Origin of the sequence: Sphingorhabdus sp. 109, assembly GCF_902506555.1 — a bacterium.
GTDB lineage: Bacteria > Pseudomonadota > Alphaproteobacteria > Sphingomonadales > Sphingomonadaceae > Parasphingorhabdus.
Genome location: NZ_LR732707.1, coordinates 346,791 through 359,804, shown reverse-complemented (window position 1 = coordinate 359,804; position 13,014 = coordinate 346,791). Strand labels below are relative to the sequence as shown.

The following is a 13,014-nucleotide window of genomic DNA, read 5'->3' as shown; positions in this document are numbered from 1 at the left end:
GGGCATATGGCCTATCGGCCGGGAAGAGACCCAAGTCACCCAAAACCCAGGTTCGCCGGTAAGGCGTCACCAGCGCGGCCAGGGATCCCGACAGGCTCAGGCCTGGCTGTCTTTCCGATCCCTCAGCGGGTAGTCTTCGGGCCGCACCGTCGAGACATTGGGCCGGTCGCCCACTTCTTCCGGAGATTGCCCTCCGGGCGTGCCGTCACTTTCTTCATCCTCTGGAAAACTGTCGGCCTCACCGTAAGTCCCGCCCGCTTTCCCGGTATTCATGCCGTAAGACGTCTCCGGCCGGTGCGGCGTCCCGGGCGCTGCGCCGGGGTTCTGCCGTTCATATTCGTGGGAATGTGCGGTTTTTCTCTTGTCACTCGTGGTCATGGCGGATTCTCCATTGTCTGAGGTCATAAGGGCATTACGCTGTTGTTGGCGGATGGTTCCCGGACGATGGAAACCGCCGCTCGACTTGGCAGGAAGGTCGGCGACGCGACCACGGAATATGACCCGCAGAACCCCGGATCTTTGGTCGCCACCATCGGAGAAAAATATTGATTAGTGCTGCTCGTCGGCCACAAAACACTGTTCCCGACCTGGTTGTTTGCTTCGGCGAGTAGTCTCAACCTGGACTGACCGACCAAGATCACGGGACAGTTTCGCGTATCGATAAGCACAGAATCGATAGAGCAATGATACGGTGTGACCAAAACCGGCGAACGGTCAAAGGCTGGCTCGACTGTCCGCGCTGATCGGAATTGATACCGAGATATCACTGCGGCCGCTTAGACCGATCTTCCACCGCTCAGCGCTGCCTCGCACCAAGCAATTCCGCGATATGGCATTCACCGATCCGTCCGCTATCGCACGCGTCAAGACGCTTTGACTAATCTACGCGCAGCCATGTCAGGTCAGCAATTTTGCGGTTTGCATAGATCATATGGTCGGGGACCAGTGCATCGACACCTCCGCATGGCTGGTCATCATCGCCCGCCAAATCCAGTTACGAGTTCCCCCTGAGCCATGCCGGACCCGAGATCGAATAAACGCCGGACAAGGATCCGCTTCGTCAGATGTGCGAATGGAATAATCACGCTAGTTCGTATCGGTCCGCTCAACTGCGGACAATATGCTTTCGCGTTCGTAACTGCAGATGGTTTCGACCTTGATTTTCGTCGCCTTCGGCAATTCACCGATAAGCAGATATTGACCCTGTAGTAGCTACAGGGTGCATAGGGTTTTGCGACTCGAAACTACAGGAGACGCAACTCATGGCAAAGTCGTGCTGCGACGTTCCCGCCGATTCGGGAAATAGCCTCAACGACCCGCTGTGGCGCCGGATATTGTGGTTCGCACTATTCGCGAATGCCACGATGTTCGGGGTGGAAATAGCCGCAGGCGTGGCAGCGGATTCGCGCGCATTGCAAGCTGATGCGCTCGATTTTTTTGGCGATACTGCCAATTACGCGATCAGCCTGTTTGTCGCCGGTATGGCGCTGAGCTGGCGAGCCCGCGCGGCGCTGGTTAAAGGTGCGACGATGCTTGCCTTTGGCCTGTGGGTGATCGGTTACGCAATTTACGGTTTTTTCGCCGGGTCCGAGCCTGAACCGCATATGATGGGAATAATCGGTGCAGCAGCGCTGGTTGTTAATATCATTGTGGCGCTGATGTTACTTCGGTTTCGCAATGGCGATGCCAATATGCGCTCCGCCTGGATTTGCTCCCGCAATGACGCGCTCGGAAATATCGCAGTCCTCGTTGCGGCGCTGGGCGTATTTGGCACAGGCAATGCGTGGCCCGATTTGCTGGTCGCATCTATCATGGCCTGGCTGGCGATATGGGGAAGCATTGACGTGTTCTCCCAAGCCCGGAAAGAACTTGCTCAGACATGAAATACGCGCCGAAATTTTTCTCCACAATCAAGAAAGAATTCTAATGACCCGCTCCCTACTGCATTGGCGGCTTATCGCCACTGCCGTCCCTATCGTCCTTGCGGCTCCGGCATTCGCTCAGGATTCTCCCGCCGCTGACCACCCGGAGGCGAACCACGCGGACGATCATCACAGCGGGGAAGCTGAACAAGTAATCATCGTTCAGGGAACCCGCAACCGTCGCCGGGTGCAGGATGAACCGATCCGCGTCGAAGTGATTGTGGGGGAAGAGATCGAAGAGAAGGCGATCATGCGCCCCGGCAATATTGCCATGCTGGTTGCGGAAACCGGCGGTGTTCGGGTGCAAGTCACCTCGCCTGCGCTGGGTGCTGCAAATATCCGGATTCAGGGTCTGGAAGGGCGATACACCCAGCTGCTGGCTGACGGCCTGCCGCTTTACGGCGGCCAGGCCGCATCGCTCGGCTTGCTGCAGATTCCTCCAACTGATCTCGGGCAAGTCGAAATCATCAAGGGCGCGGCTTCCGCATTATATGGTCCGTCCGCGCTCGGGGGCGTCATCAACCTTATCTCCAAAAACCCCGGTGATGCGTTTGAAGCCGAGATACTGGCGAACGCAACTACGCGCGACGGGCAGGACCTGACCGGATATATATCTGCCCCGTTAAGCGACAGCCTCGGTGTGTCGCTAACCGCTGGCGCGCATCGCCAAACCGGGCAGGATATCGATGGCGACGGTTGGTATGATATAGCCTCATATGATCGTTTCACCGCGCGCCCTCGCTTTCAATGGGACGATGGCAGCGGCAGTTCCCTATATCTGACGCTCGGCGCGATGACGGAAGAACGGGTTGGCGGCACGCTGACCGGCCAAACCGTGCCCGATGGCACATTCTTTCCACAAACGCAGGATACGGAGCGTTTCGATGCCGGCCTCGTCGGCGAAACACCGATAGACGATAGCATGATCTTGCATTTTCGCGCTTCCGCCATGCAGCAAGACCATCTGCACCGTTTCGGCACCACATTGGAGGATGACCGGCACCAAAGCGTGTTCGCTGAAGCATCCGTCTCGGGCGGGAGCGGGGCCACCACTTGGGTTGGCGGGATCGCCTTCCAGTCTGACGCCTTCCGTTCGGAAAGCTTCCCGGCGTTTAATTACAGCTACGACGTGCCGGGCATATTTGCGCAAGTGGAACATGAGATAAGTGCTGAACTCACTCTGGCGGGGAGCGGACGTGTGGATTTTCACGATGAGTTCGGAACCCAGTTCAGCCCGCGCCTGTCGGCGCTTTACCGTCCGGGTAACTGGACCATCCGGGGATCGCTCGGAGGCGGCTTTTTTGCGCCCAATCCCTTTGTCGACGAAATTGAGGCAGCCGGGCTTTCTCAGCTCGAACCCCTCGGGGATCTCGAAGCTGAAACCGCCGCGACAGCATCACTCGATGTCGGCTATGCCAGCGGACCATTTGAAGCCAGCGTGACATTGTTCGGTGCCGACATAGACAACGCAACGCGACTGCAGGAAATTGCGCCGGACCGGGTACGCCTTGTCAATGTCGACGGAACGACCAAAGTGCGTGGATCGGAACTGCTTGTCCGCTATAAGCAAAACGGTTTTACTGTGACGGGCAGCTACGTCTATGTCGACGCCACTGAACCCGATGCTTCCGGCCTAGGACGGCGCGAAGTTCCGCTGACACCGCGGCATACCGCAGGGTTGGTCGGCATGTGGGAAGAACATGGCAAGGGACGCATCGGGGTTGAAGCCTATTACACCGGCGCGCAGTCGCTTGAAGACAATCCCTTTCGCACGCGCAGCCGCCCCTATGTGCATTTGGGTATATTGGGCGAAATCGTCTTGGGCCGGATCAGTCTGTTCGCCAATGCGGAAAATCTGCTCAATGTGCGGCAGACTCGCTATGATCCGCTATTACGGCCGCAGCGCGATGCAAGTGGACAATGGACGGTGGATGCATGGGCGCCGCTCGACGGATTTACCCTGAATGGAGGAATCAGGCTTCGGTTCGGTGGAGAATGATGAATGTTGTTGCGATGGCAATGGGCAAGTGGAGACTGATTGCCTCTGGCCCTGATGCAGCATGCCTCCGCTCAAGCAAGTCGGGATATTATCCGAATGACCGAGATCGGGCGCTAAGCTGATATTGAATCTGGCTAAGCTGCGAGACCGCAAATAAGGCGGTCAACGGATAACAGCCAGAACCATTTCAACGCCTTCACATATTTTCTATCGGAATCTGCGATCATTCAAGCCGTCGATACCCCGCCTTGTCCGATACCTCACTCCAACCCTCACAATCTCAACGCTGATCCCGCAAACCGCCTATATCAAACCCAGCTTGCGAAGTTCCTCATTGGCAAAAACCTGTCGGTCCGCCGGGTCCGGCATGACCTGTGCCTGGACCCATTTCCAGTCGGCGAAATTCTGGCCATAGTCGCGCTTCACCCGCTGCTCGTCGAGATTGTTGGTCTTGCCCCAGTGGCGGGTGAAGGGAATCCCGGCCTCGTCGAGCGCCTCGATCACCTTCTTGTAACCCTTGTGGCTGGATTCGACATTGGGGCCGTCAAAGTCGATCACGACATTGTCGGGCCAGTGCGCGGGGGCGAGCAGACCGGCGGCCTGCCGGACGAACCGCAGGGTGACGACCGTGCCACCACCGCCTCGTTTGAAATTATCTATAACCAGATCAAAGACCTCTCCCAGCCTGTTACGATCAAGTGTAACCGATCCGTTGAACAGACTGGCGATCGGCGCATGCTCTTCGGTGGTATGCCCCCAGGTGGCGATGGCCGGCGGATCATCGACATCGCGGTTGTCGGGATAGCCCTGCTCCATCGCAAATTGCATGATCGCGCCCTTGAACAGATCGCTGTGCGCCATCGCCTTGCCGAGCAAGGTCAGCGCGTCATAGCCGGCTCCCATGTCACGCGGGGGCGGCGGCGGGATATTGGGATCAAAGGGGCGCTTGTAGAGGAAGCGGAGCAGGCATTTCTTGTCGAAAGGATCAAAAGGATTGATAATAAGCTGCTGAAAATAGGGATTTTCATTCAGTCCGAATTCGCATGAAAATTTCCGGAACTCGCCGCGCGACAGCCAGTCGATATGCTCGCGCCTTATCTTCGTCGCTTTCTGGATATTCTGCACCATATAGATCGGATCCGTCTCGATAAGCATCGCGGTGACAAAGCCCATCGCGCCGATGTGCAACTGGGCTGCGGCAAATACCCGGTCGTCGCGAATGATTTCGGAACCGGTCTGGGCGATGAACGCGTCCGACAGCACGGGCTTTTCAGGCGAAATCCACAATATCCGCTCGGGTGTCACCATTTGCACCGCCCGGACATGGTCCTGGATACCGCCCGCCTGCCAAACGCTGCCATGGGTTCCGGTGGCGCAGGCGCCGGCAAAGCTCTGTCCGTTGCTCGCCCCGCCGGTTCGCAGCGACCGGCCGATTTCTTCGGCACTTTCGTAAACTTCGTCGACGGTCGCGCCGGCCTGCACCAGCAACAGCGCTTCCGCGGCAACTTCGCAATCTTCATGCAAATCTTTCGCCGCCACTGTATAGGTCCGGTTCAGCCGCAAGGTCTCGACCAGCCAGCCGTCTTCCACCACGTTGATCGGCGACGGTGACCAGCCCGCCCCGATCGGTCGCACCGGGATCTGATACTGCCTCGCCTCCCCGAGCAAATCCCGGACAGTTTCGGCCACGCCTTTCAGATGCGCCCGGCCGTTTTTCTCGTCGCTATTGACCAGCTCGATCCGGCTCTTGAGGTTGCATTCTGCGGTCTGGTGATAATTGGTCCAGACCTGTTGTCCGAGATTCACGATCCGCGCCATCAGGCTTCTCCGACGCCATGATCGCCAGCATAGCAGCGATAGGCGATGCTGACCTTTCGGACAAACCCGAAGGTAAACAGGCAGACCAGAACCGCTTTGCCAGTCATGAAGAAACGCATGTCGTTGATACCGAGCTGATAGCAGTCATCCACCTGCAGAGACCGCCCTCGCCGCGCAGCAAGGCCCCAGGCCAAGATCGTAATCTCGATTGTCTTGCCGCCAATCGGCCGGGGATCGGCTACCGCCAGACAGGCGTCACCCCACTGTGCCATAATCTGCCCCAGCAACAGCAATACCAATAAGCTGATCAAAGCCAGTGACCAAAATGTCATGATTTCCCCCAAATTTTAATCCTGCGCCCACGAATTGTTTGCGGGACGAGCCACCCGCTGTATAGCATAAAAATGCACATCCATAATTTGCTGACGACCAATCAGGACATCGCCGATATTTGCGCCCGCTTTGCTACTGCCGACTTTGTGGCAGTCGATACAGAGTTCATGCGGGAGAACACCTATTGGCCTATCCTCTGTCTCATCCAGATTTCCGATGGCAAGGAAGCCGCCGCAATTGATCCATTGGCCAAAGATATTGATCTCGGACCGCTGATGGAATTGCTGGTTGAGAATGAGAATGTACTCAAGATTTTCCATGCCGGCGGGCAGGATGTCGAAATCATCCACAATATGACGGGCAAGACCCCGCACCCGATTTTTGATACCCAGATTGCAGCCATGGCAATCGGACAGAGCGAGCAGATCGGCTATGCCAATCTCGTGGATAGCTGGCTGGGCATCACCCTGGACAAGGGCGCCCGCTTTACCGACTGGTCACGCCGTCCGCTCAACGCGCGCCAACTGGAATATGCGGTGGCCGATGTTACCCATCTCGCCAAGATCTTCCCGATGATGCTGGACAAATTGCGCGAAACCGGCCGGGGCATGTGGATCAATGCCGAGATGGAAAAGCTCGCTGATCCCGACAATTATGTCAATGATCCGGAAAGGTCCTGGCTGCGGGTCAAATCGCAGGGCCGTAATCTGGAGATGCTCGGCAGGCTGAAGGCGCTGGCCGCATGGCGGGAGCGCGAAGCCCAATCCAAGGATTTACCACGCGGCCGGATCATGCGCGACGAAACGCTGGCAGATATCGCAGCGCATCCTCCCAAGGATCAGTCCAAGCTGGGACAGGTCCGCGGACTGTCGGCAGGCTGGAAGAATAATGATATCGGCGCACGATTGATGGAAGTAATCGAACAGGCGGAACCGCTGTCACGCGATGATCTCCCACTGAAGGTTGGCCGGCGTCCCAAAAACGGGAAATCCAACGCACTGGTTACGGATTTGCTCAAATTATTGCTAAAAATCCGGTCGGCAGAGATGAATGTTGCATCGCGACTGCTGGCACGGGCCGATGATCTGGAACGGATCGTGGCCGGAGAACGCGAAAATGTGCCGCTGCTCGAGGGGTGGCGCTATGAGGAATTCGGCCGTGACGCACTGGATTTAATCGAAGGCCGCGTCAGCTTCACGGTGAAGGACGGAAAATTGAAGATGACGCACCAGCAGGAAGGCGATGCGGAATAGCTAAACCGCAGTCATCACCGGCTCAAGCCCCAGCATATTTGCCAGATGCCCGTGCCGCTTGGCAACCACATCGCCATAGAGATGAACCAGATCACCCGCGATCGTGAGTTCAAGCTTCTTTCCGGACTTGCGGATTTGCGTCTGCTCCAGCGGGGTTCGGGTACCGCCACTAAGCCGTTGCCCCAGCCGCATCGCAAGACCCCAGGCGATGGCCCGCCGTGTCGCCGCAGCGCTAGCCAGTTTACCGCCGCCAGGAAAGACGTCGTTGCCGCCTCCGAAACTGGTAAACAGCGCTTGTCCCAGCATCTCCCTTTCCGGCCCGGTAATGCCGACCCAATTGCCATGCAATCCGACTTCCAGTCCTCGCTCCGCGCGAAAATTGGGATTGGCGCGCCAGGCGACATCACCGAGATTACAGGCAGCCTGACGGATGCGGTGCCATTCAACCGGATCATCCGAGAAAATATCGGCAATCCATTTACCCAGCAACTTGCTATTTGCCGGGAACCGAGCCTGAGCCGCACCGGTATCTTCGGTTGCCAGTAAAAGCGGATCGCGCGCGGCTTCCTGCTTGCTGACAGTGTGGAACAGCATGCCTTCCCGCACGCCATAAGCGGACACCACCATTTTGCTGCTATTCAGATAGCGGACCAGCAGCGACAACAGCCATGCGGCGTCCTTAAGCGTTGGTATCCGAGAGGTTGATAATCCAGGGACATTTTTCAACTTGTCCCTGTTCAGTTGGGCCAGGCGACTGACGAGCCGGCGCGCGCGTCTGGGTTCCATCTCGTAATTGTGGATGACCGGCAGCGGATACTGACTGTCAAACATGTCCAGACGGGCCAGCGAACGCCACGAACCGCCGACGAGATAGAAAGGGAGGTCTTGCCCCTGCTTATCCCATCCGGTTTTCTTTAGCATCTTGCGCACTTTGCTTTTTAGCGCATCCTGCCCCTTGGCGCGCAGGTCAGCCACCCTCAGTACGCCTAGAGGAAAGGAAAACCGCTCCAGCACCCTGCCCTGATCGACCATGGCCAGCTCCAGACTGCCTCCGCCAAGATCGCCGACTATTCCACTAGCGTCGGGAATTCCGGAGATCACTCCGAGCGCTGCCAGCTCCGCTTCTTCTTCGCCTTGAAGCACCGCAACATCATAGCCGATCTCGCTGGCAATATTCAGCAAATCCTTGCCGTTGCTGGCGTCCCGGACCGCTGCGGTGGCAAAACTCTGTACATTGTCGACGTCCATTTCGATGCAAAGTCGGTAAAATCGCTTCATTCCACGCGTAGCAAGCGCAATTGAATCCTTGCCGATTGCGCCGGTCGTCGACAATTCTTTACCGAGTCCGGCCATGACCTTTTCATTGAACAGAATTGCGGGAACTCTCGCAGGCCCCTGATAGACAACCAGCCGGATGGAATTGGAGCCGATATCAACAATTGCCGTACGCCGACCAGATCCCCGCTTTTTCTTCTGCGCCAGTCCGGACGCGCTATTTTTGTCTCCCGGCAACCCGCTCACACCCTTTTCTTCCGACGTCGCAAGCTGAGCCGCGGCACCGCGTTGCTCTTCTTCAGCGCCTTGCCGCGTCCGGAGAGTGAGGGATTCGTCATGAAATAGCGGTGCAGATTGAACGGTTTGCTGGATGGCTTTACACGGGTGTAACTGCCATCGGCGTTGAGTTCCCAGCTTTGCTCGTCATCGATCAGATTGGCCACCATAACCTGATCCAATATCTGGTCATGAACGGTGGGATTTGTAATCGGCATCATATATTCCACCCGCCGGTCCAGGTTGCGCGGCATCCAGTCCGCCGATGAAATATAGAGTTTCGCACCGTCATTCGGTAATTCCCTGCCGTTGCCGAAAGCCCAGATACGGCTATGTTCAAGAAACCGGCCCACCACCGATTTCACGCGAATATGATCGGACATGCCCGGTACATCAGGCCGGAGACAGCAGATTCCGCGGACCACCAGATCTATTTCCACACCGGCATTGCTCGCCTGATACAGTTTCTCGATCAATGCCGGATCCACCAGTGAATTCATCTTGGCCCAAATCATTCCCGGATTGCCGGCGCGGACATTTGCAATTTCCTGATCTATCAGTCCCATCAGGTCGTTACGCATATCGCGCGGTGACATGGAAATAAGCTCCAGCGCCTTGGGTTCGACATAGCCGGTGATATAGTTGAACAGTTGCGCCGCATCGCGTGCGGCCCTCGGATCAGCAGTGAAGAAACTGAGATCAGTGTAGATTTTGGCGGTTATCGGATGATAATTACCGGTTCCGAAATGGCAATATGTGCGATAGCCTTCCTGCTCCTTGCGCACGACCATCGATATTTTTGCATGGGTTTTCCATTCGATAAACCCGTAGACGACCTGCACACCGGCGCGTTCGAGCGCACTCGCCCAGAGCAGATTCTGCTCCTCGTCAAAACGCGCCTTGAGTTCGACGATTGCGGTGACCGATTTGCCCGCTTCAGCAGCATCAATCAGCGCCCGGATAACAGCGGACTGCTTGCCGGCGCGATATAAAGTCTGCTTGATCGCCACCACATCGGGATCGGCAGCCGCCTGACGCAGGAATTCAATAACCACCTCGAAAGACTCATAGGGGTGATGAACCAGAATGTCCTTATCGCGGATCGCCGCGAAACAGTCACCGCCATGATCGCGAATACGCTCTGGAAAACGCGGACTATAGGGCGTGAACTTAAGATCTGGACGATCTTCATCGACCAGAATATCGAGATCACCGACACCGACCAAGCCGTTGATCCGGCTTTCCGTAGCACCGTCATCAAGCAGATTTTCGCGCAGCAATGCAGTCACGGGTTCGGCAAGATTCGGCCCCATTTCGAGCCGGATCACGTCTCCGCGACGGCGCCGTTTGATGGCGCTGCGGAAATAGCGCACCAGATCTTCCGCTTCTTCTTCCACCTCGATATCGCTATCGCGGATGATCCGGAACAGTCCGCTATTTTTCACCGCATAACCGGGGAACAGAATATCGGAAAACTCCTGAATGACCGTCTCGACCGAAACATAGATCGCCGACTCACCGGGCAAGCGGATAAATCGGGGCAAACCAGACGGGATCATTACCAGTTCCCTGATGCCCTGATTGTCCGATTCCCGGACCAGATCAAACACGAGACTCAATCCCTTGTTGGGAATGAACGGGAAGGGATGCGCCGGATCAAGCGCCTGCGGAGTCAGCACCGGGAATATCTGGTCAATGAAATGCTGTCTCAACCAGGTTTTCGACGGCTCGGTGAGATCATTCACAGCCGACACAATAATGTCTTCGTCGGCGAGCGTCCGGGATAGAGCTGCCCAGACCCGTTGCTGATGTTCAATAAGCGAATCCGTGCGAGCTGCTATGGCTTCCAGTTGCTGTGTCGCGGTCAGGCCATCGGCCGATCGTTCCTCGATATTCTGACGATATTGCCCGACCAGTCCGGCGAAACGAACCATGAAAAATTCGTCAAGGTTGCTGCCGGATATCGACAGAAAGCGCAGCCGCTCGAGCAATGGATGCGCGCTGTTCTCGGCCTCCTCGATCACCCGTTCGTTAAAGCCCAGCCAACTGATTTCTCGATTGAAATATCGTTTGCCGTTATCCTCAGGCAATGCGCCGGTGACAGTATCTACGGCCGAGATATCCCCTTCCCGCGATTCTACAGCAGAGTTTTCCATGGGCTAGGTATCCATTTTTTCATCACCGGCATCGAACAAACCAAGCGCCGATTTCGCTATAGCCAGATTTATCGGCTTTCTGGTTTCAATCGCTAGCGAGTCCATTTTCTGTGCCAGTTGACGTACCATAGCATAGGTGCGGACCATCCTCTTTTCCAGATAGCGCAAGGCATCTTCGGAAATTGTCAGGCCGCGTATCGCGAAATATTTCTGGAACAGGCCGTCGATCATCGCCTGATCGGGCGTTCCAATTTCCAGATGCAGCGACGCGGCAAGGCGGGATTTCAGATCTGGAAGCAAAATTCCCCAATCCGCAACCGGTTTCGCGGCCAAGAGCAGAAGCGGTTTTTGCTCTTCATTGGCGCGATTCCATAAATGGAATATTTCAGTATCTTCGTAGTTTGCAGCATCATCGACGCAGAACCCGCCGCTTTCCGCTTCAAACGCTGCAGCCATCGTGGTTTTACCGGAGGCTTCGGGGCCGGTTAGAATTAACGTGTTATGCGCCCAGTCCTGCCAGTTTTGCAGATGTCGATGCACTTCGGCATTGGCAGCAGTCACCAGATACCCTCGCTGTTCTGACGACGGCTTCTGTTCAAGAGGAAGGGCTATCTGACTCACGGTCTCGCTTCGTTACTGTCCGGAGCGACTGATACGCAAGGCGCCCGCTCCTTGCTGCACTTGCCAGCCTTGCGCCCGAAGGGCTTGGGCCAGTGTGGAAATATCGCCTTTGTAAGTCACGCTCATGACAGACACACCACCCAGCGCGAGGCTGGACGTGGAAGCGGATGTGACGCCCGGTATCGCACGTACCGATGCTTCGCCGCGGCCGACAGCGCCAACATCCGGCGTGTCGAATTGCAGCGAGATACTGGTAGCTGCCACCGGTGCGGCTACCTGCGCTTCTGCGGCCGACTCTGATGATTCGGCATTTGCCGGGGCTGAACTATTATCGCCCGTATCCGTCTCGTCTGCCAGTTCGACATCTAGATCGAAATCATCAAGATCAAGATCATCGAGATTGAACGGATCTTCAATGATAAGCGACTTGTCGGTTTTCAATATGCCGCGCGACAAAGCACTCGAATAAATATTGTCCAGGCGAACGATACCTTGGTCCATCATTTTGGGGATATCTTCGCTGCGGTCCACTTTCAGGGTAAAGCTGTCGATATAGCGATTATCCGGACCATAGCGCGCGGTAAACCGGGCGGTGACAGGACCGCCGGGATATTTATAGGTGAGCCTGACGATCGGAACGATAACATCCGCTGCGCCAAACTGGTCAAGAATATTGCGCCACCAGCGCCGACTCGGACGATTGGCCTGCCCTGCTGTCAGCACCAGCGATTCGCTGTCCGACCCATAAGGCCGCACATAGTCGATGGCGCTGTCACCGGACCGGAATCGCGCCCAGGCTTTTTGCCATTCGGTCCGATTCTCGAATACCTGGGGAGATCCTCCGCTCCACATAATCGGCAGCACCAGCAAGGGCGGAGATCGCAATCGCCGACCACCTACACCGAGAATCGAGCCTGTTCTTGCACGATCGAACATAACGCCGAGCGTGGCAATATAGCGTTTGGGGCCGATCTGCTCTTGCTCGACAATGATAGCCGAGACGATCGTGTTGAGCGTACCGTCAGGCAGACCGGAGGTCTCGCCCCCCTGCGTCCGCTTGTACAGCATCTTCCATGCCTTGCGCTGGGCCTCTTCCCAGCCTTTTTTCCGCGCATCGAAAGCATTGTCGCCATGGACGTCGACTTCCACCCCCATCACTTCGAAATCACCGGTGCTGGCGAGCGGTGCCACACCGCGCTGGGTACCTTCAAGCTGGGCATAGACGACCGTTCCCGCGAGCACAGTCACGAGGGCAATGGCGGCGGCTATCTTGGTTCGGAAGTCACTCAAAAAACTCATTTGCGCCCTTTTGACGATTATGGCGTGGAAATCCAGCCGCGACTTGTCTAATCGCTCAATCT

Annotated in this window: 10 protein-coding genes; 3 read left to right on the top strand and 7 right to left on the bottom strand. The window is 56.6% G+C overall.

Annotated elements, in window-relative coordinates:
- Nucleotides 1-96 precede the first annotated feature (96 nt).
- A complete protein-coding gene (locus BOSE62_RS01755) occupies nt 97-378 on the bottom strand; it encodes a hypothetical protein (RefSeq protein ID WP_159640899.1) in 282 nt (93 codons plus the stop codon).
- 884 nt (nt 379-1,262) lie between these two features.
- Between BOSE62_RS01755 and BOSE62_RS01750 the strand changes: the two genes are divergently transcribed.
- Together BOSE62_RS01750 and BOSE62_RS01745 are read left to right on the top strand one after the other, a co-directional pair.
- Complete coding sequence (locus BOSE62_RS01750) at nt 1,263-1,883, top strand: cation transporter (protein ID WP_159640896.1); 621 nt, start codon at nt 1,263-1,265, stop codon at nt 1,881-1,883.
- 43 nt (nt 1,884-1,926) lie between these two features.
- Nucleotides 1,927-3,921 carry a TonB-dependent receptor plug domain-containing protein gene (locus tag BOSE62_RS01745; RefSeq protein WP_159640893.1) on the top strand — a complete coding sequence of 665 codons (1,995 nt, stop codon included), beginning with the start codon at nt 1,927-1,929 and terminating at the stop codon, nt 3,919-3,921.
- Between the two features lie 303 nt (nt 3,922-4,224).
- Here the strand turns inward: BOSE62_RS01745 and BOSE62_RS01740 are convergent, their stop codons facing one another.
- Together BOSE62_RS01740 and BOSE62_RS01735 are read right to left on the bottom strand one after the other, a co-directional pair.
- Nucleotides 4,225-5,739, bottom strand: a complete 1,515-nt coding sequence (locus tag BOSE62_RS01740; RefSeq protein WP_159640890.1) for an FAD-binding protein — start codon at nt 5,737-5,739, stop codon at nt 4,225-4,227.
- Complete coding sequence (locus tag BOSE62_RS01735; RefSeq protein ID WP_159640887.1) at nt 5,739-6,071, bottom strand: hypothetical protein; 333 nt, start codon at nt 6,069-6,071, stop codon at nt 5,739-5,741. The genes BOSE62_RS01740 and BOSE62_RS01735 overlap by 1 nt, the downstream gene beginning before the upstream one ends.
- Nucleotides 6,072-6,143: 72 nt before the next feature.
- On the opposite strand from BOSE62_RS01735, the gene rnd reads away from it, so the two are divergent.
- A complete protein-coding gene (gene rnd, locus BOSE62_RS01730) occupies nt 6,144-7,325 on the top strand; it encodes a ribonuclease D (RefSeq protein WP_159640884.1) in 1,182 nt (393 codons plus the stop codon).
- Here rnd and BOSE62_RS01725 read toward each other — a convergent pair whose 3' ends face one another.
- From BOSE62_RS01725 to BOSE62_RS01710, 4 genes are all read right to left on the bottom strand, one after another.
- The gene (locus BOSE62_RS01725; protein WP_236553768.1) at nt 7,326-8,846 is read right to left on the bottom strand and encodes a Ppx/GppA family phosphatase; all 1,521 of its coding nucleotides are present in this window, start codon (nt 8,844-8,846) and stop codon (nt 7,326-7,328) included.
- Nucleotides 8,843-11,032, bottom strand: coding sequence for an RNA degradosome polyphosphate kinase (locus BOSE62_RS01720; protein ID WP_159640881.1), 2,190 nt, complete (start codon nt 11,030-11,032; stop codon nt 8,843-8,845). The genes BOSE62_RS01725 and BOSE62_RS01720 overlap by 4 nt, the downstream gene beginning before the upstream one ends.
- 3 nt (nt 11,033-11,035) lie before the next feature.
- Complete coding sequence (locus BOSE62_RS01715) at nt 11,036-11,593, bottom strand: DnaA ATPase domain-containing protein (protein WP_159640878.1); 558 nt, start codon at nt 11,591-11,593, stop codon at nt 11,036-11,038.
- A gap of 72 nt (nt 11,594-11,665) precedes the next feature.
- Complete coding sequence (locus BOSE62_RS01710; RefSeq protein ID WP_159640875.1) at nt 11,666-12,952, bottom strand: heavy-metal-associated domain-containing protein; 1,287 nt, start codon at nt 12,950-12,952, stop codon at nt 11,666-11,668.
- Nucleotides 12,953-13,014 lie beyond the last annotated feature (62 nt).